A 20,598-nucleotide genomic window follows, 5' to 3' on the forward strand; every position below is an offset into this window, starting at 1 on the left:
TCAGGCATGGCCGCTGCAAGCGCCATGCCGTGCCTGGGCGCCATGCACCCCGGTGCTATCATCGTCGGCTGCTCGAAACGGACCGGCGGCCACACGGCGCGGAACGTGTCGAAAGCCATGAAGGAATTGCCATGCAGGATCCCGAAGCACTCTCTTCCGCGCCTCGCGACGCTGGCGGTCCGGATGCGGCGCCGGCCACGGGCGCGGCCACGCCCGGCACCGAATACAACGGCGAGGTCGTCGCTTCGATCTCCTACGTGAAAGGCCGGCGCGACGTCGCCGTGCCCATCGAGCAGATCCATTCCTATGTGGGGCAATCGGAGCGCCTGCTGTGGCTGGGCGTGAAGAATCCGCATCCCGAGCTGCTGACGCGCGTGGGCGAAGAACTGCAGCTGGGGCCGAAGGCCATGGAAGAAATCCATGAGCCCCACAAGCGCCCGAAGATCATCGATTACGGCAATGTCGTGCTGGTGGTCGCGGTGACGCTGGAAGTGGACGGCGACCGGCCGCTGTTCGGCGAAACGCAGCTGATCATCGGCGATGGTTTTCTCTTCACGGTTCGGCGCGGATCCACGGCGCCCTACAGCGCGCTGCGCGAACGCCTGGAAGCGGCGCCCGAGCTGTTGGCGCGCGGCAGCGACTATGTCGCCTCGGAACTGCTCGATTTCCTGGTCGACCGCTATGTGCAGGCGGTCACGAAGCTGGAAGGCGTGGTGGAAAACGCGGAACAGAAACTCCTGATCCGCGGCGCCAAGGACACGGACATCCGCAGGCTCTACCGGCAGCGGCGCGACCTGCTGCGCATCCATAACGCGATCGCGCCCATGTCGGAAATCTGCCGGCGGCTGGCGCGGGTGGAAATGACCGCCATCGACGAGCATGCCCGCCCGTATTTCGCGGAAGTGGCCGACCGGGTGACGCGCATCGATGAACTGGTGGCGGCGCTGCGCGATGCCCTGGCCTTCGCTTTCGAGGCCAGCCTGATGATCGGGCAATCGCAGCAGAACGATACGACCCGCCGCCTGGCGTCGTGGGCCGCCATCCTGGCGGTGCCTACGGCCGTGGCGGGCATCTACGGAATGAACTTCCAGCACATGCCCGAGTTGAGCTGGGAATATGGGTATCCCGTCACGCTGGCCGGAATAGGGCTGGCGTGCGGGTTGTTGTATTGGCGTTTTCGGAGAGCAGGGTGGTTGTAAAGGCAGGACGGACGGTACGGGGATTGGGTACGGTGTTGCGGCGCATGGGCGTATCACGGCCCATCATCGCCGTGGTTGCCGCGGTGGCGAGCGTGGGCGTGGCGTATTGCTCGGCGGCGCGCGGCCCGGCGGCGAAGACCGAAACGGCCTACACCCTGGAAGGCCGCATCGTCCGCGTCGCCGATGGCGATACGGTGACCCTGCTGGGCGCCAACAATCGCCAGTACAAGATCCGGCTGGCCAGCATCGACGCGCCGGAAACCGGCCATGGCAAGGAAAAGCCGGGCCAGCCCTTCGCGCAGGCTTCGCGGCAGCATCTGGAAAGCCTGGTGGCGGGCCGTACGCTGACGGCGCGCTGCTACGAGCAGGACCGTTATGGCCGCGACGTCTGCGACCTGCCGGCCGCCGATGGGGAAACCGCCAATCGCAAACAGGTGGCCGCGGGGTACGCCTGGGCCAATACCACGCGCCATGGCGAATATCTGCGCGATGCCTCGCTGCCCGCCGCGGAGCGCGCGGCGCGCGAGGCGCGCAAGGGCCTGTGGGCGCAGCCGGGCGCGATCGAGCCCTGGGTATGGCGATTCCAGTGCTGGAACGAGCGCAAGTGCGCGGTCCCCGGCCCGTCCCGGCCCTGACGCCTTGAAATCGCGGACTTCCGGGCCAGGCCAGGGATTACCCCCGGTTCCTGATCCGCGGCGATCCCCGGGCGGTTAATCCGTCCTATATCGAGGGCCAGTTTGCTATCCTTGCCGCGACATCGACTTGCGGCGGGATCGGGGCAAATGGGGAGCATCAGGCGGCTTTGGGTCACGGCGGCGCTTTGCGTCGCCGCACTGGCGGGCTGCGGGCAGGAAAGCCCGATCAACAGTCCTTATCCGTCCGGCGCGGAAAAGGACAATACGCTTTACACCGCCTTTACCCGCAATTCGCCGAAATTCCTGGATCCGGCCAGCTCGTATTCGGTGGACGAGACGCCGTTCACCTACAACGTCTATGAAACGCTGTACGGCTACGACTACCTGGCAAGGCCCTACAAGCTGATCCCGCGCGCCGCCGCGGCCATCGACGTGCCCACGTACCTGGACGCCCAGGGCAAGGTGCTGCCGCAGGACGCGCCGGGCCAGAGCATTGCCGAAAGCGTCTACGAAATCCCCATCCGTCCGGGCATCCGCTTCCAGCCGCATCCCGCCTTCGCGCGCAATGCGGACGGCAGCTACGCGTATTTCCCGCTGCGTCCCGGCGAACTCGACGACAAGTCGGCGATTCCCGACTTCCCGCAGACGGGCACGCGCGAGCTCACCGCCGACGACTACGTGTATGCCTTCCGCCGGCTGGCCAGTCCGCGCATCGTCTCGCCCATCTATTCCCTGATGGCCGATTATGTGATCGGCATGAAGGACTATGGCGACCACCTCCGCGCGCTGGATCAGCAGGCGCGCGCCAAGCTGCCGCCGGACGCGCGCGACCTGCCCTGGCTGGACCTGCGCCAGATCGGCTTCGACGGCGTGACCGCGCCGGATCCGCATACCCTGCGCATCCGCATCAAGGGCAAGTATCCGCAGTTCAAGTACTGGCTGGCGATGACGTTCACCGCGCCGGTGCCCTGGGAAGCCGAGCGCTTCTACAGCCAGCCGGGCATGGCCACGCGCAACCTGTCTTTGAACACGTGGCCGGTGGGCACGGGGCCCTACATGATGGTGGAGTCGCTGCAGAACCGCCGCCACGTGCTGGCGCGCAATCCCAACTTCCATGGCGAACCCTATCCCTGCGATGGCGAGCCGTCGGACCGCGCCGCCGGGCGCCTGGCCGATTGCGGCAAGCCGACGCCTTTCATCGACCGGGTGGTGTTCAGCATCGAAAAGGAATCCACCCCGCTGACCGGCAAGTTCATGCAAGGCTATTACGACATACCGCAGGTCGAGCGCGGCGAATACGGCGTCGCCATGCTGGTGGCCGCCGGCGATTCGCCCGACAAGGCCGCGCGCTATCGCGACCATGGCATCCAGCTGCCCACCACGGTGGAAACGCAGAACTGGTACATGGGCTTCAACTGGAACGACCCCGTGGTGGGCAAGGGCGATACGCCGGAAAAGCAGGCGCGCAACCGCAAGCTGCGGCAGGCGATCAGCATCGCGTTCGACTGGGAGGAGTACATCGCGATCTTCGAGAACAGCCAGGCGGCGGTGGCCTATGGTCCCGTGCCGCCCGGCGTGCTGGGCTACAAGGCTGCTCCCGAAGGCATCAATCCGGTGGTCTACGACACGGTGGACGGCAAGCCCGTCCGCAAGTCCATCGAGCTGGCCAGGAAGCTGCTGGCCGAAGCCGGCTATCCGGGCGGCCGCGACGCCGTGACGGGTGAACCGCTGGTGCTGCACTACGACGCCATGACCGGCATGGGAGCCAGCCCGATGTTCGACTGGATACGCCGCCAGCTGGACAAGCTCGGCATCCAGCTGGACGTGCGCTCCACCGACTACAGCCGATTCCAGGACAAGATGCGGCGCGGTACGGCGCAGATGTTCATGTGGGGCTGGAACGCGGATTATCCGGACGCCGAGAACTTCCTGTTCCTGTTGTACGGGCCTAACGCGAAGGCGTCGTCGGGCGGCGAGAACGCGTCGAATTATGAAAATCCGGAGTTCGACAAGCTGTTCGACCAGATGAAATTCCTGGACGACGGGCCCGAGAAGGCGGCGATCATCGACCGCATGGTGGCCATCGTGCAGCGCGACGCGCCGTGGATGTTCGGCTACTTCCCGATGTCCGGCGGGGCCTACCAGCAATGGGTGGGCAACGCCAAGCCGACGCAGATGGTGCGCAATACCCTGCAGTACATGAAGCTCGATCCCGCGCTGCGGGTGCGCAAGATAGACGAATGGAACCGGCCCATCTGGTGGCCGCTGGGCCTGCTGGCCGTGCTGATCGCGCTGGCGATATGGCCTTCCTACCGCGCCATGCGCAGGCGCGAAAAGCAGACGGCATTCGGCGATCGCGCCGCTTCCACCGGGGAATCGACATGACCGCATACATCATCCGCCGTCTCCTGTACGGCATCCTGATCCTGATCGGGGTGAACCTGTTCACCTTCGTGCTGTTCTTCGCGGTCAACACGCCGGACGACATGGCGCGGCTGTCGATAGGCGGGCAGCGCGTCAGCCAGGACGCCATCGAGAAATGGAAGGCCGAACGCGGCTACGACAAGCCGCTGTTCCTCAACACGGCGTCGGACGGCGCCTCGCGCTTCACCGACACCATCTTCTACCAGCGCTCGGTACCCTTGCTGCGCATGGACTTCGGCGCGTCGGACGCGGGCCGCGACATCGGCCGCGAGATACGCACGCGCATGTGGCCCAGCCTGGCGCTGGCGGTGCCGACCTTCGTGCTCGGGCTTTGGGCGAGTATCGCGTTTTCGCTGCTGCTGGTGTTTTTCCGCGCGACGCGGCTGGATTTCTGGGGCGTGGTGCTGTGCGTGGTGCTGCTGTCGATATCCGGACTTTTCTACATCATCGCGGGCCAATGGATGTTTTCCAAGATACTGAGCCTGGTGCCGTATTCCGGCTATGCGGGCGGCCTGGACGCGGTCAAGTTCCTGGCGCTGCCGGTGGCCGTCGCGGTGGTGTCGCGCCTGGGGCCGGAAGCGCGTTTCTACCGCACCCTGTTCCTGGAGGAGATCAGCAAGGACTATGTGCGCACCGCGCGCGCCAAGGGACTGACCGAGACGGCGGTGCTGTTCCGCCATGTGCTGCGCAATGCCCTGCTGCCCATCCTGACCGGCACCGTGGCGACGCTGCCCCTGCTGTTCATGGGCAGCCTGATCGCCGAATCGTTCTTCGGCATTCCCGGCCTGGGCAGCTACACGATAGACGCCATCAACGCGCAGGATTTCTCCATCGTGCGCGCCATGGTTTTCCTGGGATCGGCGTTGTACATCGTCGGCCTGATCCTGGCCGATATCTCCTACACGCTGGCTGATCCCCGCGTGCGTTTCGAGTAAGCGCCATGCCTTTGATCGTTCTGCTCTGGACCGATGTCGCCCTGTACCTGATCGTGGTCGCGGTGCTGGCGTATGGCTGGCATGTCCGGCGTACGCCGACCCTGCGGTCGACCTGGCTGCGCGTCGCGCACGACGGTCCGGCCATGTGCGCGGCGGCCGTGCTGGCGGTGTTCGCCGTCGTGGGCCTGCTGGATTCCGTGCATTACCGGCCGCGCCTGCCGCCGCTGCCCGATGCCGCCGCCGGCGCGCCCGTGGCCTATGCGCCGTCGGCCAAATCGCTGCTGGACACGCTGCTGGCCGGTACGGTGTTGACCCGCCCGGAGAAAACCTATTCCGCGCCGCTGGCGGCGCGCCAGTTCACCAAGGAAACCATGTTGGTGGACGGCCAGCCCGTGCGGGATTTTCCGCGTCTGCGCGCGGGCGCGGCGCACCTGAAGAATCCGGACACCGAACGCTGGCCCGACGTCGCCTGGCGCGCGGGGGCCGGCCTGGCCGTCGGCGTGGCGGCGGCGCTGGCGATCGGGGGCGTGCTCGGCCTGGCGCTGGGCCGCCGGCGCGCTTCCTGGCGCGCCGGTCTGCGCGACCTGTGGCGCGGCGATACGGACGTACGCTGGCGGCCCATGTACGTCACGCTGTGCGCCATGTGCGTGGTGGGCGGGCTGCTGGCGGGCCTGGCCACCGGCTACCATCCGCTGGGCACCGACCGGACCGGCAACGACGTGTTGTGGCAGGCCATCAAGAGCGTGCGTACCGCGCTGGTGATCGGCAGCCTGACGACGCTGTCCATGCTGCCGCCGGCGCTGGGTTTCGGTATCGCCGCCGGTTATTTCAAGGGCAAGGTCGACGACGCCATCACCTATCTGTACACCACGCTGACGTCCATTCCGGGCGTGCTGCTGGTGGCGGCCTGCGTGCTGATGATGCAGGTCTACATCGACAACAATCCCACGCGCTTTCCGACCTCGGCCGAACGGGCGGACCTGCGGCTGTTCCTGCTGTGCCTGATCCTGGGGCTGACGGGCTGGGCGGGGCTGTGCCGCCTGGTGCGCGCCGAGGTGCTGAAGCTGCGTGAACTCGAATACGTGCAGGCCGCGCGCGCCTTCGGCGTGTCGAAGTGGGGCATCATGCGGCGCCACCTGGTGCCCAACGTCATGCATATCGTGCTGATCACGGTGGTGCTGGAGTTCTCCTCCCTGGTGCTGTACGAGGCGGTGCTGTCGTATCTGGGAATCGGCGTGGACCCGAGCATGAATTCCTACGGATCGATGATCAATTCGGCGCGGCTTGAAATGTCGATGGATCCCATGATCTGGTGGAACCTGCTCACGGCCTTCGTGTTCATGCTGGCGCTGGTGCTGTCGGCCAACCTGTTCGCCGACGGCGTGCGCGCGGCTTTCGATCCGCGCGCGCGCAAATTCAGGGCGCGCCGCACGCCGGTGCTGGCGCCGCCACCCACCGGCGGCTTGTTCGCCATATCGCCGGTCGGCGCGGAAGGCCGTGAAGTCACGCGCCAGCAAGGAGATGGCCGATGAGCGCCGATACCGTGTTGAGCGTGCGGGACCTGCGCGTCGAGATCGCCGGCGAGCGTGGCGTCGCGGTCGCCGTCAAGCGGCTGGAACTCGCCATCGCGCGCGGGGAAACCTTCGCGCTGGTCGGCGAGTCGGGCAGCGGCAAGAGCATGACGGCGCTGGCGCTGTTGCGGCTGCTGCCGGATGCCGGCCGCATCGTTGCCGGTCAGGTGGAGCTGGGCGGCGAGGACCTGAACCACCTGCCGGAAAGCGCCATGCGGCGTGTGCGGGGCGGGCGTATCGGCATCATCTTCCAGGAGCCCGCCACCAGCCTGAATCCGGTGATGCGTGTCGGCGACCAGATCGTCGAGACGCTGATCGCGCATACCGAGCTGCGCGGCGCGGCGGCGCGCGCCCGCGCCATCGATTGGCTGCGGCGCGTCGGCATCCCGGAGCCCGAGCGGCGCATCGACGATTACCCCATGCAGTTCTCCGGTGGGCAGAAGCAGCGGGTGATGATCGCCATCGCGCTGGCCGCCGAGCCGCTGCTGCTGATCGCCGACGAGCCCACCACGGCGCTGGATGTGACGGTGCAGGCGCAGGTGCTGGAACTGCTGGCGGGCATCCAGCGCGACATGGGCATGGCGATGCTGCTGATCACCCATGACCTGGCGGTGGTGCGCAACGTGGCGCAGCACGTGGCCTTGATGCGGTTTGGCGAGATCGTCGAATGCGCGCCGGCGGAGCAGTTTTTCACCGCGCCCAAGCATCCGTATGCGAAGCAGTTGTTCAACGCCATCCCCGCATTCGAAAAGCGCGGCCGCCCTCTGTCCGGCGGGTCCGGCGGGTCCGAGGGGGCCGAGGGAGCCGTCGCACCCCATGGGCAGGGCGCGGGCGCCGCGGCGGCGGCCACGATCACCCCGGCCACGGACGGCGCCGCCGACGTCGTGCTTGAAGTGCGCGACCTGTCCGTGCACTACCCCGTGCGCAAGGGACCGCTACGCCGCGTCCAGGGCTGGATCAAGGCGGTCGATGGCCTGAGTTTCAGCCTGCGCGCCGGCGAGACGCTCGCGTTGCTGGGCGAATCCGGTTGCGGCAAGACCACGACCGGCAAGGCGCTGCTGCGCCTGATCGAAGGCGCGCATATCGGCGGCCAGGCCATGCTGGACGGGCAGGACCTGATGCGGGCGCGCGGGCGTACGCTGGCGCGTCTGCGCGAACATATCCAGATCGTCTTCCAGGATCCTTTCGCGTCGCTCAATCCGCGTATGCGCGTGGGCGACATCCTGCTGGAAGGCGTGATGGCGCTGCGTCGCGACCTGCCGCGCCAGGCCTGCGCCGACCGCGTCGGAAGGCTGCTGGCGCGCGTCGGCCTGCCTGAGGACACCGCGACGCGCTATCCGCACGAGTTTTCCGGCGGGCAGCGCCAGCGCATCGCCATCGCGAGGGCGCTGGCGGTCGAACCCAGGGTGCTGATCTGCGATGAGCCGACGTCGGCGCTGGATGTGTCCATCCAGGCGCAGATCCTTGACCTGCTGCGCGACCTGCAGCGCGAGCTGGGCATCGCGTACCTGTTCATCACGCATAACTTCAGCGTGGTCGAGTACCTGGCGGATCGCATCGCCGTGATGCACGGCGGCCGCATCGTCGAGCTGGACGATACCGCCACGGTGCTGCGTGAACCCAGGCACGAGGTCACGCGCCGCCTGCTGGCGGCCGTGCCCCGCTTGCACTTCGGCGCCACGCCGCCCGAAGCGGCGACGTAGCGCGGGACACCGATGTCGGCGCCGTGGCTGGCCTCAACGCCGGCCCAGCACGCCGCCCAACAAACCACCCAGCAGCCCGCCTTGCTGCTGTTGCTGCTGCTGGCCCGCCGTGGAGCCGGTGCTGGTGCTGGTGGTAGTGCCCGCGGTCGCCAGCAGGCCGCCCGACGGCGCGCCGGACGTGGCGGTGGTGGCACCCGCGCCGGCGCCGGCGGTGACGCCCGCGGCAGGCGCGCCCGTCGCGCCGCCAGCGGTGACGCCGGCCCCCGCCCCCACGCCGACACCCGCCGCGGGCGCGCCGCCCGCCACGCGCGTGACGCCCTGGATCAGGCCGCCCAGCAGGCCGCCGTTGTTGGTCGCGCCGTTGGCCGGATCGCCCGTGACGGTACCCACCAGCCCGGTGACCGGCGCCAGCAGGCCGGCATTGCCCGCGCCGCCCGCCGGCGTGCCGGCCACGCTGCCCAGTACGCCGTTGATCGGCGCCAGCACGCCCCCCGTACCCGGTCCGCCCGCGCCGCTGGTCAAGGCGGCGACACCACCGGTCGCATTGGCCAGCGTATTGCCGACCGGGTTGGCATTGGCCGGTCCGCCGTGGACCAGGCCGCCCGTGCTCGCGACCGCGCCGCCCACGCCATCGAGCAGCCCGTTGACGCCGTTCAGCGGCGTATTCTGGCCGCCCGCGTCGACGCGCGCGATGCCGGCACCGACGTTCGTCAGCAGGTTACTGACGGGCGCGCCCACGCCCAGGTTGTCGCCCGTCGCCTGCGTGATCGAGCTCACCTGCGTCACCACTGGCGACACCATGGGATCGAGCGCGGCGCCGGTGCCGTCCAGCGGCGCGGTCAGCCCCAGATCGGCCAGGTTGTCCACGCCCGTGCCGGTATTCTTCAAGGCCGGCTGCAGGATGGGCATCGACGGCTTGTCCAGCAGGGATCCCGTCAACGTGCCGGTCAGCGCATTGACGGGCTGCAGGAGCCCGCCCTGGCCGCCTTGCGAGCTTGTCAGCGCGCGCACGGCGCCGGTGGCGTCAGCCGCCACCGAGGCCAGCGGCGATTGCAGCGTCGAGTTCGGATTGAGCAGGTCGCCGGTATCGGCCACGGTCGCGCCGAGCCCGCTGACCGCGCCGCCCAGTCCTGTGGTCAGGTTGGCCGGCGACTGCGTGCCCGCTACCCGCTGGCCCGTCGCGTCCAGGGTGGAGCCCACCTGGTTCAGCAGATTGTCGGTGGGCGCGCCCAGGCCGGTGGCGCCGCCGACCCGCTGCGTCAATGTGGTGGCATTGGTGACCAGCGGCTGCACGGTGCCGTCCAGGGCTTGGCCCGTATTCGACAGCGCGGAGTCCGTGCCGATCGGCGCGACGTCGTTGACGGCCGCGCCCACGCCACCCAGCGTGTTCTGCAGGACGCCCGACGTCGTGGTGGACCCACCGCCCGAGCCGTCGCCCGGCGTGCCGCCACCGGGGTTGCCGCCAGGATTGCCACCCCCGGGATTGCCGCCGCCAGGATTGCCGCCGGTTCCGCCACCCCCCGTTCCGCCGCCCGGAGTCCCCGGCGCGCCGCCTCCGCCACCACCATCGCCACCACCGCCGCCGCCACCGCTCCCCCCGCCACCGCCACCACTCCCTTGCATGCCGCCGTCCGGCATCCCGTTGGAAGCCGTCTGATCGTTATGGTGATGGCCGCCGCCACAGGCGGATAGCGCGCCCAGCAATGCGATGGCGATCGCGGTGCGGCGCAGGCTTTGTTCGACATGAGAAACGGCAGGAAGGACGGATCGCATGGAGGTCTCCTTATGCGGATTCATGGCAGCCCCCACGGGGCCGATGCAAAGCGCCACGCGAAATCCATGCCAGGTCGAAAGTGCCTGTTTTCCCCAGGGAAACCGGCGTGAAGGACGCAGCGGGCGTTACGACGTTACGTGGGCCGTTACGTGACGCGGGTAACGTCCGTCACTCCGCGCGGCTCAGATCGCGTTGTAGTAGAACGAGTAGTTGGCGTTGAACCGCCATCCCCGGCCGTCGCCTTCGGAGCTTGCGGACGCGATGGGCTTGGCCACGTTGAAGTCGAACAGGTAATAGCGATCGTCCGTCACCCGCATGCCGATGGCCACCGATGAGAGATGCTGCGTGTTGTAGGGCTTGAGCTCGGCGGCGTTGTACCAGGTGCGCGCATAGTCGATCAGCAGGTAAGGCTGCAATGCCGACACCATCGGTATGCCCAGGTTGAAGCGCCGGTTCACTTCCGCCGACGCGCCCACGCCTTTGTCGCCGCTCTGCTCCCCCTGCGGGTAGCCCATCCCGAAACGCCAGCTACCGAAGGAAATCTGTTCCGACGTGGGCAGTACGTCATCGCTGTATTGCCCTGCCGCCGCCAGCGTCAGGCCGAACTGCGCGGGCAGCACGAAGCTCTGCTTGGCATTCAGGTTCCACCGCGTGAAGTCCAGGTCGACGTTGGGCACGGCCGAATAGCCGTAGTTGGAATCGATATACTTATCCGCGCCCAGGGTGTCGAACCCCTGGGATACGCTCAGGCTCAGGTCGGTGCTGCGCGCCGCCGCCACGGTGATGTAGCGCAGCTCCGCCGTCGCGGCGCGCACGCGCGTATCCTGCCGCAGCCACAGGTCCGAATCGCGCAGGTCGTAGCGATCCTGCGCATTGACGGCGTAGACGCCCAGCGTTCCCGTCAGCGATTGGCGGTTGTCGAGCAGGAAGGGATAACTGAGCCCGATGCCGACGCGGTCGGTCTGTACGGTGCGGTCGAAACCCAGTTGTTCGACCGCGTCGTCTTCCGGCCTGGCCTTGTAGTGGAAACCATCGATCTTCAGGCCCAGGCCATCGTGGCCGATGGGGATGGTGATGTCGCCGGCGATGTAGCGGACGTCATCGGTCCCGAGCGGAATGCTGCCCGTCAGTCGCGTCTGCTCGCCCAGGGGCGTCAGGCTGTTGCCGCTGGCGGAAAGCAGGGGCTGCATGCCGGTGCCGAGATCGACCACGCCGCCGTTGGCGCCGAACGCCTGGTGGCGGACATCCAGCACCAGTTCGGTGGCGCCATCCGCCCGCCGCGGCAATTCCAGCGCCGGCTTGAACGTCACGCCCGGCACCATGCGCATCAGGTTGAGCACGCGTTCCAGCGTGGCCGCCGTCAGGGGCTTTTCGCGCAGCAGGGGCTGCGCCAGCGCGTCGAGCCGCGCCTTCGCGCTGCCGGCGTCGCCTTCCAGGCGCACGTTGGAGATATAGCCTTCGACGACGGTGACGACCACCTTGCCCTGCGCGAAGCTCTGGTTCTGCACCACCGCGAAGGACAGCGGGTAGCCCCGTTCGCGATAGAGCGCGGTGATACGGTCGGTCTGCTGCACCAGCTCGCCGACGGAGATTTCCTTGTTGGCCAGGGGCGTCAGCAGGGCGGACACTTCCGCGAACGGGATGGCGTGCACCCCGGCGACATCGAAATGGCGCGGCACGATGCGCTGGGCCAGGCGGGCCTCGACGGCGGACTGCTCCGGCGTGCGGCCTTCCAGCCGTGGGGGCGGCGCCTGGGTGCGCGGTTTTTCCAGCGGCGGCAGCGCGTCCACGGGGTTGCCGCGCAAAGGGCCATCCGCATGAGCCGTGGCGCAGACGCCGAAGGCCAGCATGCCGGCATGCATCGCGTGGAAGACGATGCCCCGCGTGGGGACTGTGGTGCAAAGGGAAAGGATCCGTGGTCTGGCCATGATCGGGGCTGTGCTTGGATGTTTCCGCAAAAGCATGACCAGCCGAAGTCCCATTTACTGCTTGCCGAATGTTTTAGGTATCTACCACTTGCTTCCATGGAAGAGCTGAAACACGCGGTTTTGCGCGGATCCGACGCCTGCGCGCGACGTGCGTGCACCGTACTTACACATTTGTAAAATCAAAATTCTTTTATGGATCATATGGATGAATCCTCAACCATAGGGATTTGATTCAACTCCATCCCTATGACCTAGGACTTTCCCGGATGCCATCCGCCAGGCCTTGGTAAAGACTGATCCGGTCTGCCATTCCTTTGGCCTTACGAGATAGCAAACCCGCCGGGGCGTCCGTGCCCCGAGGTACACAGGCGAACCGCCATGGACAACCTCTCCCATCCGCAGCACGCCGCAGCCGGTCGCGTTCCGCACGGGCGCCAACTGGTCGCGGTTTCCGCCGCGATGCGCAGCCTGCTCGACGATGCCCGCGCCTACGCCGATGCGCGCGCCAGTGTGCTGATCCTGGGAGAGACCGGCGTAGGCAAGGAATGCATCGCACGCCTGCTGCACGACAGCGCGCCCTGGGCCCACGGGCCGTTCGTCGCGGTGAATTGCGGCGCCATCCCCGAAGGCTTGTTCGAGGCGCATTTCTTCGGCCACGCGAAAGGCGCCTTCACGGGCGCGTTGGGCGCCCACAAGGGCTATTTCGAGCAGGCCGACGGCGGCACGCTCTTCCTGGACGAGATCGCCGATATGCCGCTCTACCAGCAGGTGAAGCTGCTGCGGGTGCTGGAGCACAACGTGGTGACGCGGTTGGGCGCCACGGTGGACACGCCGGTCGATTTCCGGCTGGTGGCGGCGACCAACCAGGATTTGCGCGCAAGGGTGGCGCAGGGCGCCTTCCGCGCCGACCTGTATTATCGGCTGGCCGTCATCGAGCTGCAGGTGCCCAGCCTGGAAGAGCGCGGGCCGGAAGAAAAACTGGCGATTTTCAGGGCCTTCATCGACCGGGAGCTGCCGGGGCAGGGAGCGCTGCTGCCGGACTGGCTGCAGGATCGCGTGGCCCATGCGCGCTACCCCGGCAACGTGCGCGAACTGTGCAACCTGGCGGAACGCGTCGCCATCATGCGCCGGCGTGCGGGGTGCTGGGACCCGGCGCAGATCGAGAAAGTGCTGGCCCACGGCATCTGCCTGCCTGGGGATGCACGCGCCTTGCCACCCGCGTCCTGGCTGACGCCGGCGCAACGGGCCGAGCGTGAACGGGTCCTGGCCGCGCTGCGGGCCCACGGCTGGCGCCGGCAGGTCACGGCGGCGGCCCTGGGCATCAGCCGCAAGGCGCTATGGGAGAAGATGCGCAAGTTCGAATTGAGCGAAGCCGCCGAGCTCGCCGCCGCGGCGGAGCGCGGCTGACCACTGGCCGGGCGGCAGCCGTTGCGCTGGCGCGACAACGGTCCCGGCCCCGGGGCCTTCCACGGTGCGCTACGCCGCATTGGCGTACTATTTGGCGGTTTGCCCAGCCGGGATGCATCTTGCAATGCCGCGCCGCGCCGCCATATCCCTCCTATGAAAGTATTCGACCTTCAGTGCGACGAGCAGGGCCATCTATTCGAAGGCTGGTTTGCGTCGCATGAGAACTACGACGAGCAACAGGCGCGCGGCCTGTTGTCGTGTCCGATGTGCGGCGCGAACAAGGTGTCCAAGCGCCTGTCCGCGCCGCGGCTCAACGTGTCCCATCTGAAAGCGCCCCAGGGCGCTCCGCAGCAGCCTGCCGCGCAGGCTTCGCCCGCCCCCGCCGGCGTTCCGGCGGACATGGCGCGCCTGCAGGCCGCGATACTGCAACAGGTGCGGGACATGGTCCGCAAGGCCGAAAACGTCGGTCCCCGTTTCGCCGAAGAGGCGCGCCGCATCCATGAAGGCGAGGCCGACGAAAGACCGATACGCGGCACCTCCACGCCGGAAGAGCGCCAGGCCCTGGCCGAAGAGGGCATCGATTTCCTGGCGCTGCCGGACATCTTCGACGACGACCGCCTGCAGTGAAGATCAACCGCGCGGCGTGGGCACCGGGCCCGCCGCTCCGCGCGGTGCGAGGTTGCCGGCGCCCATCGAGCGGCGCTGCTCGCCGGTCCCCGGGACCTTGCCGGACGTGGACCACTTGGGCGCCTGCGGCGCCTGGCTGCCCGGCGCGGCATCGCGTGACCGCCGTCCCCAGCCGGTGATGGATCCGTTCTGGTTGTACGCGGCGTAGATCAGATCGTAGTCGTAGCCGAACAGGTCGCAGAACATCGCGCGCGACATCTTGCCCCTGGTCACGCCTATCAGCTTTCCGGCAAGCGCGTGGTCCTCCACGTTCAAGCCGGTTTGCCGGTCCACGGGTGGCAGCCCGGCGTTCGCGCGATCCAGCGGCGTCATGATGTTGCCGGCGACCAGGGCGCGTCCCACCGGGGTCAGCCTGCCGCCGGGTTGGACCAGGGCGCGCACGACCCGCAGCGCCACGCCATGACGTTCGGCGCAGCCGTTGATGCTGCAGCCGCCGGCTTGCAATCGTTCGCTGATGTCCAGGACGATCTCGCGCGTGATATCGCTCCTGCGTGTTCGGCTCGGCACCTTGGCCTTGCCGGCCGGTTGGGGCGTGGAGACAGGCTGGTGTCGCGCGCGTTGCGGTCCCGGGGCCGGCGTGGCCAGCGGCAGGTCGCAAGGCGGCAGGGCCCAAGGGTCACCCTGGCGCGCGACGTCGTCCGCGATCTTCAGCATGGATGGGCTGAGCGCCCCGAACAGGTCGTCGATTCCATCGAAGGGGAGCGTGAGCGGAGAGCCCGGCGCGCTCGCGCAAGGCGCCGACGGCGGACGCGGCGGCACGGCGCGTTTGGCGGGGGCGGCGTCACAGCGCCGGATCGTGGCGGGCGTGGAGGACCAGACGGGCGGCAGTCGATCCCAGCCGCTGGCCGCCGCATGGCGCGCGCGTGCGCGTGGCTGCGACGCGGCATCGACACCGGCACGGAACGGGGCGCTGGCGGCCTGAAACTGAGATTGAAGCTGGGGCTGATAGCCCACGTTGACGGGATACATCGGGGCGACCTCGTGCCAAGTACGGACCCGACTGGGTCGTCGGCGCGGGCTGGCGGTTCCTGCCGCGCAAGTCGCGGCCAGAACGAAAAACAGCCCCCACGTCGCGCCAATAAACCGGCTTGCTGCCCCCGAAGGGGGCTTTTTTGCCTTGGGGCGGCCCGGCGGCAAAAAAAAGCCCTCCGAAGAGGGCTTTTCTCGACTGCGCAAAGAACCTTAGCCGTTCACGCGGCTGCGGTATTCGCCGGTCCGCGTGTCGATTTCGATCTTGTCGCCGATTTCGCAGAACAACGGCACGTTGATGTCGAAGCCGGTGTTGATCTTGGCGGGCTTGAGCACCTTGCCTGACGTATCGCCACGCACGGCGGGTTCGGTGTAGGTGATCTCGCGCACGACGTTGGTCGGCAGTTCCACCGAGATGGCGCGACCGTCGTAGAACACGACTTCGACCGGCATGCCTTCTTCCAGGTAGTTGAGCGCGTCGCCCATGCTTTCGGCTTCGATCTCGTACTGGTTGTATTCCTCGTCCATGAACACGTACATCGGATCGCCGAAGTACGAGTAAGTGCATTCCTTGCGGTCCAGCACGACGACGTCGAATTTTTCATCGGCCTTGTAGACCGATTCGCTGCCAGCGGCGGTCAGCAGGTTCTTGAACTTGAGCTTGACCACGGCCGCGTTACGGCCCGACTTGTTGTATTCGGCCTTCTGGACCACGAGCGGATCCTTGCCGACCATGATCACGTTGCCGACTCGCAATTCCTGAGCGGTTTTCATCGATTAAAAACTCCGGGAGATTCCTGGTTCTGCCCGGTCCGCCACGGTGCCGCGGGTTTCGGGTTCACGCCGCGTGCTGCGGAACGGGAACCGGAAGATCGGCGGGCCAAACGGATAGGGCGTGCCATACGGATAGGCTGGGGCAGGGCTGGCCTGCAAAACCAACTATTCTAGCATTTTTGCAGGCCAGCCTGTATTCCCTAGGCCTTGGCAGGGCGGAAACCCGGGTAGCGCGCCCCGAAATCAGGCGTGGGATCGGCGTGGTCCAGCCCCAGCCGACGGCACAGCAGCATCAGCGTCTCGTAGGCCAACGCCGCCGCCAGCGAAGCCGTCGTGCCGTTCACGTCGTGCGGCGGGCTGACCGTATTGATGTCCACGGCCACCAGGTTCACGCCATGCAGCTGGCGCACGAAGTCGATGGCCTCTCGTGCCGACAGGCCGCCCCAGCTGGGCGCGCATACGCCCGGCGCCGCGGACGGGTCTATGCAATCCATGTCCAGGCAGAAATACACCGGCGCGCTGCCGATGTGCGCCTTGACCTCATCCAGCGTGGCGGCGATGCCCTGCGCCAGCAACTGATTCTGCGTGATGACGTTGTAGCCGAAGAACCTGGTATGCGGCAGGACATGCTGGGTGAAGGTCGTGCCGCGCAGGCCGATATGAAAGGAGCGCGCCGGATCGACGCGACCTTCCAGGGCCGCGTGGGTGAACTGGGTGCCGGCGTTGTATTCGTTGCCCGGCATGAAAGGGTTGGTGTCGGCGTGCGAATCCAGGTGCACCACCGCCAGGCCCGGATGGCGTCGGCCGACCGCGCGCAACTGCGGCAGCGTGATGCTGCCATCGCCGCCGAACGTCACTGGAACGGCGCCGGCGTCCACGATGGCGCCGACGGCTCGTTCGATGGCCTCGAACGCGGTGTCGATCTGGCCGGGTACCAGTTTCAGGTTGCCGCAGTCCACCAGCCCCAGCCGGGCGAGCGGGTTGTAGTCGGCCAGCTCCGGATTGAAGCTGCGCATCAGCCGGGACTGCTCACGCACGGACTGCGGCCCCTGGCGGCTGCCGATACGGAAGGGATGGCTGCCGCAGTCGAACGGGATGCCCAGTATGGCCGCGCGCGCGGCCTCCAGGCGCCGCGCGTACGGCGCGCCCATGAAGGTGGCGGGCGCGTCGCACAGGCCCGACAGATCGCCGGGAGCGGGGTGGTTTTCAATATTCATGTCGTCCTCGCACGGGCAGGCCAGGCGCGGTCGCGGCGGCCTGGATAAGTGGCTTACTCGATCTTGATGCCGCTGGTCTTGATGACGTCGACCCAGTGGCGGTAGTCGCGCTCGATCGCCTGCCCGTAGCCCTGCGGCGTCGACAGGCCCGGCACGACGCTCAGCACATCGAACTGGCGCAGGATGGCGGGATCCTGCAAGGCTTTCCCGAGCGCCGCGTTCAGCCTGTCGACCACGTCGCCGGGCAGGCCCTTCGGGCCCAGCACGCCCCACCAGGTCTGGAAGGTCATGCCGGGCATGCCTGCCTCCTTGAATGTGGGAATCCCCGGAAAGGCGGCGAGCCGTTCGGCCGCCGTCATGGCGAGCACCTGCAGCTTGCCCGACGCCACGAAAGGTTGCGCGGACGCGTAGGTGGAAAACGAGGCGTCCACGGTGCCGGCCACGGTGTCGGTGAGCGCAGGGGCGGAGCCCCGGTACGGCACGTGGTTCAGCACGATGCCGGCCTCCTTCATCAGGACTTCGAACAGCAGGTGGGACGACGTGCCCGTGCCCGCGCTACCGGCGCTGAGCTGGCCGGGCCGGGCCTTGGCGGCGGCTATGAACGCCTGCAGGTCCGTATAGCGGCCGGCCGGCGCGTACAGGAATGAGGGCGAGGTGCCGACGATGGCCACCGGCGTGAAGTCGCGCAGCGCGTCGTAGGGCACCTTGGGGTTGGCCGCCGCGTTAACGACGAAGGGGCTGTCCGCCAGGAGCAGCGTGTAGCCATCGGCCGACGCCTTGCCCACATAGGCCGTGCCGATGGCAGTGGCGGCGCCGGATTTGTTGGCGACGACGAAAGACTGGCCGAGCTGCTCGCCCAGCGACTTCGCCAGCATGCGGGCGATCACGTCGGAGCTGCCGCCGGCGGGATACGGGACGACCAGTTCCACCGGCCGTTCGCCCGGCCACTGTGCGGCTCGCGCCGTGGACGCCAGCACCATGGCCAGGGCGGCGCAGCCTGTCGCGAGCATGCCGAGTGCGCGCCGCGTCGCGCGACGCGGGTTGTTTCCCGCAGCGTGGGTCTTCATGGTCTATCCCCTTGTGGTTCGCGCGGCCCGGTCCGGCCGCCTTGTTGACCGCCCCGTCCGTCGCATCGTTCGTCGCCCGGCTTGCGCCAGGCTGCCGTGCATGGATCTGCGGGCTGCATGCGCAGTGTGGACGGTGACGGTCAAATAATCCAATAAGGAAACGCCGTCCGTACCAGGGTTTTACTTATAGGCTGGGCAATAATGGCTGTTTCCTGCACCATCATGGGGTGCCGCGTGCGGCTAAGACATCTGGAAATCTTTCATGCGGTGATGATCGGGGGCACCCTGAGTACGGCGGCGCGCCTGTTGAACATGACGCAGCCCGCCGTGACGCAGGCTATCGCCAGCCTGGAACTGCAGCTGGGCTACAGCCTGTTCCAACGCATCAAGGGCCGCCTGGCGCCCACGCCGGAGGCCCAGGCGCTCGCGAGCGAGGTCGAGAAACTGCACGGGCAGCTGGAAGCCGTCAAGCATCTGGCGCTGAACCTGCGGCATACCGGCCATGAGCGGCTGCGCGTGCTGGCCGCGCCGGCGCTGGCCGTCGAACTGGTGCCGGCGGCCATGCAAGCCCTGCTCGACGTGCATCCGCAGGCGCAGGTCACCGTCAAGACCGGCTATTCCAGCCAGATCCTGGCCGGGCTGGGCCTGCGCAAGGCGGACATCGGCCTCGTGTACCACACGCCGCAGGACCACCCGCTCATCCATCAGGAACGCATCGGGTCGGGCGAACTGGTCGCCATCGTGCCGCGGGACCATGTCCTGGCCGACCGCGCCGCCGTCGAACTGGACGCGCTCGGCGGGGTGACCGTTTTCGTCCCGGAACGGCAGCATCCCCTGGGCCGCATGCTCGCCACCCGCTGCGCGGACCACGGGGTCGACATCAGCCGGCACATGGAAATCGAGCAGTCCCACGTCGCCTTGCAATTGGCGTCCACCGGGCTGGGGATCGCGGTCGTCGACAGCCTGACCGCAGGCAGTGCGCCAGCGGGCCGGGTGTGCGTGCGGCCGCTGGCGGTCTCCCTGCGCTACGAGGTCTGCGTGGCCTTTTCCGAGAACAGCGCGCATCCGCACCTGGCTTTCCGCTTCGCGCGCGCGGCGCAGAAAGCGTTCACCGAGCGCGCAGCTGCGCGCAAAAGCTGATCAGGTTTGTCGCCAGGTCCGGCAATCGCGACAGGTCCGCGTCCCAGGCCCGTGCCGTCGCCTGCCAGTCCGCCCAGGCGGGGCCTGCGGTGGCCTCGCGCCACGCTTGCGCCATGGCGCGAGCATCCGCACCCCTGTTCCAGGCCCGGAAGAGCGCGCTCGCTTGCGCGGGCGGCCCGTAGCGTTCCAGCCAGGCGTCCAGCTTGGCCAGGTGGGCGTCGTCGGCCTGCGGGTAGATCTGCCAGACCAGCGGCCGGCCGGCCCAGCCGGCACGCACGACGGAATCCTCGCCGCGCACGAAGTTGAGGTCGGCGCACCACAGCAAGCGGTCGTAGTCGTCCTGCGGCAGGAAGGGAATGCGGGCCATGCGCAGGCCGGGCGTCGCCGCGCCGGCGGCGAGCTCCAGCCGCGGCGCGACGCCCTCCGGCACCAGCAGCAGCGTGGGCCTGGAATCCGCCCGCAGGCCTTCGAGCAGGCCGGCCAGGGGCGCATCGGGATAGCAGAACAAGGTGACCAGCCGCGTGCCTTGGTCCGCCGCTCCGGCAGCGCCGTCCGTTTCGGCCGATCCTGTACCGCCGCCTGTCGGCGTGGCCAGCCGCGCGAGATGTTCCCCGGGCAGACCGAGCTCGCGCAGGAACGCCAGCCGAGCCCCGGGCTCATGCATGAAGGCATCGCGTCGCGCGGTCAGGTCCGGCTCGCGCAGCAAACCGCCGGTGCCCGGCGTGAATCCCGGAAAGAAAAAGTACTTCATCAGCCCGTCGGGCTGCGGCGACGGCAGGCGGTGATGCGACTCCACCCAACTTTCGGCGCTCAGGTATTCCAGGTTGATCCAGATGGGCGGATGCCGTCGCATGGCCGCGCGGAAGCTGTCCGGAGGATCGCAGGCGAAGGCTTCGATGACGACGTCGCCCGGCGGCAGCACGGGCGGCTGCGCGGACCAGGCGACGATATCGATGCCGCGCACCTCCTGCATGTCCAGCAGGGGATCGCAGCGCGGCTCCATGCGGGCGAAGGCGGGCAGGTCGTCGATCCACAGGCGCACCCGCCATCCGCCGGCCTGGCGCAGCGCCCGCGCCAGGCGCCAGCAGACGCCGACGTCGCCGTAGTTGTCGATGCGCCGGCAGAAGACGTCGGCGCGGATTTCAGGTATCGGCATGCGGGATCAGGC

At 68.0% G+C, this 20,598-nt stretch carries 16 protein-coding genes and 1 pseudogene; 10 read left to right on the forward strand and 7 right to left on the reverse strand.

The features are described from left to right. The first annotated feature begins 131 nt into the window (after window positions 1-131). The 6 genes from CAL26_RS07585 to CAL26_RS07610 all read left to right on the forward strand — a co-directional run bounded on the left by CAL26_RS07585 (window position 132) and on the right by CAL26_RS07610 (window position 8,467). Window positions 132-1,199 carry a magnesium and cobalt transport protein CorA gene (locus tag CAL26_RS07585; protein ID WP_094846317.1) on the forward strand — a complete coding sequence of 356 codons (1,068 nt, stop codon included), beginning with the start codon at window positions 132-134 and terminating at the stop codon, window positions 1,197-1,199. A gap of 44 nt (window positions 1,200-1,243) precedes the next feature. After that, window positions 1,244-1,834, forward strand: a complete 591-nt coding sequence (locus CAL26_RS07590; RefSeq protein WP_094846318.1) for a thermonuclease family protein — start codon at window positions 1,244-1,246, stop codon at window positions 1,832-1,834. Between the two features lie 147 nt (window positions 1,835-1,981). Beyond that, window positions 1,982-4,219, forward strand: a complete 2,238-nt coding sequence (locus CAL26_RS07595) for an ABC transporter substrate-binding protein (RefSeq protein ID WP_094846319.1) — start codon at window positions 1,982-1,984, stop codon at window positions 4,217-4,219. Further along, window positions 4,216-5,193: an ABC transporter permease gene (locus tag CAL26_RS07600; protein ID WP_094846320.1), complete on the forward strand. Its 978-nt coding sequence runs from the start codon at window positions 4,216-4,218 to the stop codon at window positions 5,191-5,193. Before CAL26_RS07595 ends, CAL26_RS07600 begins: the two co-directional genes overlap by 4 nt. A 5-nt stretch (window positions 5,194-5,198) precedes the next feature. Next, window positions 5,199-6,725 (forward strand): ABC transporter permease, encoded by a 1,527-nt coding sequence (locus tag CAL26_RS07605; RefSeq protein ID WP_094846321.1) that lies wholly within the window; start codon window positions 5,199-5,201, stop codon window positions 6,723-6,725. Beyond that, the gene (locus CAL26_RS07610) at window positions 6,722-8,467 is read left to right on the forward strand and encodes an ABC transporter ATP-binding protein (protein WP_094846322.1); all 1,746 of its coding nucleotides are present in this window, start codon (window positions 6,722-6,724) and stop codon (window positions 8,465-8,467) included. Before CAL26_RS07605 ends, CAL26_RS07610 begins: the two co-directional genes overlap by 4 nt. Window positions 8,468-8,500: 33 nt before the next feature. Here the strand turns inward: CAL26_RS07610 and CAL26_RS07615 are convergent, their stop codons facing one another. Both CAL26_RS07615 and CAL26_RS07620 read right to left on the reverse strand, forming a co-directional pair. Next, complete coding sequence (locus tag CAL26_RS07615; RefSeq protein ID WP_094846323.1) at window positions 8,501-10,240, reverse strand: collagen-like triple helix repeat-containing protein; 1,740 nt, start codon at window positions 10,238-10,240, stop codon at window positions 8,501-8,503. Window positions 10,241-10,423: 183 nt separating this feature from the next. Further along, window positions 10,424-12,103: a ShlB/FhaC/HecB family hemolysin secretion/activation protein gene (locus CAL26_RS07620; RefSeq protein ID WP_373454467.1), complete on the reverse strand. Its 1,680-nt coding sequence runs from the start codon at window positions 12,101-12,103 to the stop codon at window positions 10,424-10,426. A gap of 504 nt (window positions 12,104-12,607) precedes the next feature. Here CAL26_RS07620 and CAL26_RS07625 point away from each other — a divergent pair. Together CAL26_RS07625 and CAL26_RS07630 are read left to right on the forward strand one after the other, a co-directional pair. Continuing rightward, a pseudogene (locus tag CAL26_RS07625) lies at window positions 12,608-13,576 on the forward strand (sigma 54-interacting transcriptional regulator); the annotation flags it as partial. 153 nt (window positions 13,577-13,729) lie between these two features. Further along, complete coding sequence (locus CAL26_RS07630; RefSeq protein WP_094846325.1) at window positions 13,730-14,203, forward strand: DUF1178 family protein; 474 nt, start codon at window positions 13,730-13,732, stop codon at window positions 14,201-14,203. A 3-nt stretch (window positions 14,204-14,206) separates the two neighbouring features. Here the strand turns inward: CAL26_RS07630 and CAL26_RS07635 are convergent, their stop codons facing one another. Next, on the reverse strand, window positions 14,207-14,917 hold the full coding sequence (locus CAL26_RS07635; protein WP_143277370.1) for a hypothetical protein: 711 nt from the start codon (window positions 14,915-14,917) through the stop codon (window positions 14,207-14,209). Window positions 14,918-14,966: 49 nt separating this feature from the next. Here CAL26_RS07635 and CAL26_RS28045 point away from each other — a divergent pair, with 49 nt between their 5' ends. Then, window positions 14,967-15,185, forward strand: a complete 219-nt coding sequence (locus CAL26_RS28045; RefSeq protein WP_143277371.1) for a hypothetical protein — start codon at window positions 14,967-14,969, stop codon at window positions 15,183-15,185. Between the two features lie 260 nt (window positions 15,186-15,445). On the opposite strand, the gene efp is transcribed toward CAL26_RS28045, so the two are convergent. The 3 genes from efp to CAL26_RS07650 form a co-directional block, all read right to left on the reverse strand. Then, window positions 15,446-16,006 carry an elongation factor P gene (gene efp / locus CAL26_RS07640; RefSeq protein ID WP_094846327.1) on the reverse strand — a complete coding sequence of 187 codons (561 nt, stop codon included), beginning with the start codon at window positions 16,004-16,006 and terminating at the stop codon, window positions 15,446-15,448. A 200-nt stretch (window positions 16,007-16,206) separates the two neighbouring features. Continuing rightward, window positions 16,207-17,157, reverse strand: coding sequence for an arginase family protein (locus CAL26_RS07645; RefSeq protein ID WP_373454468.1), 951 nt, complete (start codon window positions 17,155-17,157; stop codon window positions 16,207-16,209). Window positions 17,158-17,276: 119 nt separating this feature from the next. Further along, window positions 17,277-18,290 (reverse strand): Bug family tripartite tricarboxylate transporter substrate binding protein, encoded by a 1,014-nt coding sequence (locus CAL26_RS07650; protein ID WP_256988168.1) that lies wholly within the window; start codon window positions 18,288-18,290, stop codon window positions 17,277-17,279. Window positions 18,291-18,524: 234 nt separating this feature from the next. On the opposite strand from CAL26_RS07650, the gene CAL26_RS07655 reads away from it, so the two are divergent. Beyond that, window positions 18,525-19,430, forward strand: coding sequence for a LysR family transcriptional regulator (locus CAL26_RS07655; protein WP_094846975.1), 906 nt, complete (start codon window positions 18,525-18,527; stop codon window positions 19,428-19,430). Here CAL26_RS07655 and earP read toward each other — a convergent pair. Next, window positions 19,399-20,571 carry an elongation factor P maturation arginine rhamnosyltransferase EarP gene (earP, locus tag CAL26_RS07660; RefSeq protein WP_094846976.1) on the reverse strand — a complete coding sequence of 391 codons (1,173 nt, stop codon included), beginning with the start codon at window positions 20,569-20,571 and terminating at the stop codon, window positions 19,399-19,401. The genes CAL26_RS07655 and earP overlap by 32 nt on opposite strands. Window positions 20,572-20,598: the final 27 nt, after the last annotated feature.

This window comes from Bordetella genomosp. 9, from assembly GCF_002261425.1.
Lineage (GTDB): Bacteria > Pseudomonadota > Gammaproteobacteria > Burkholderiales > Burkholderiaceae_B > Bordetella_C.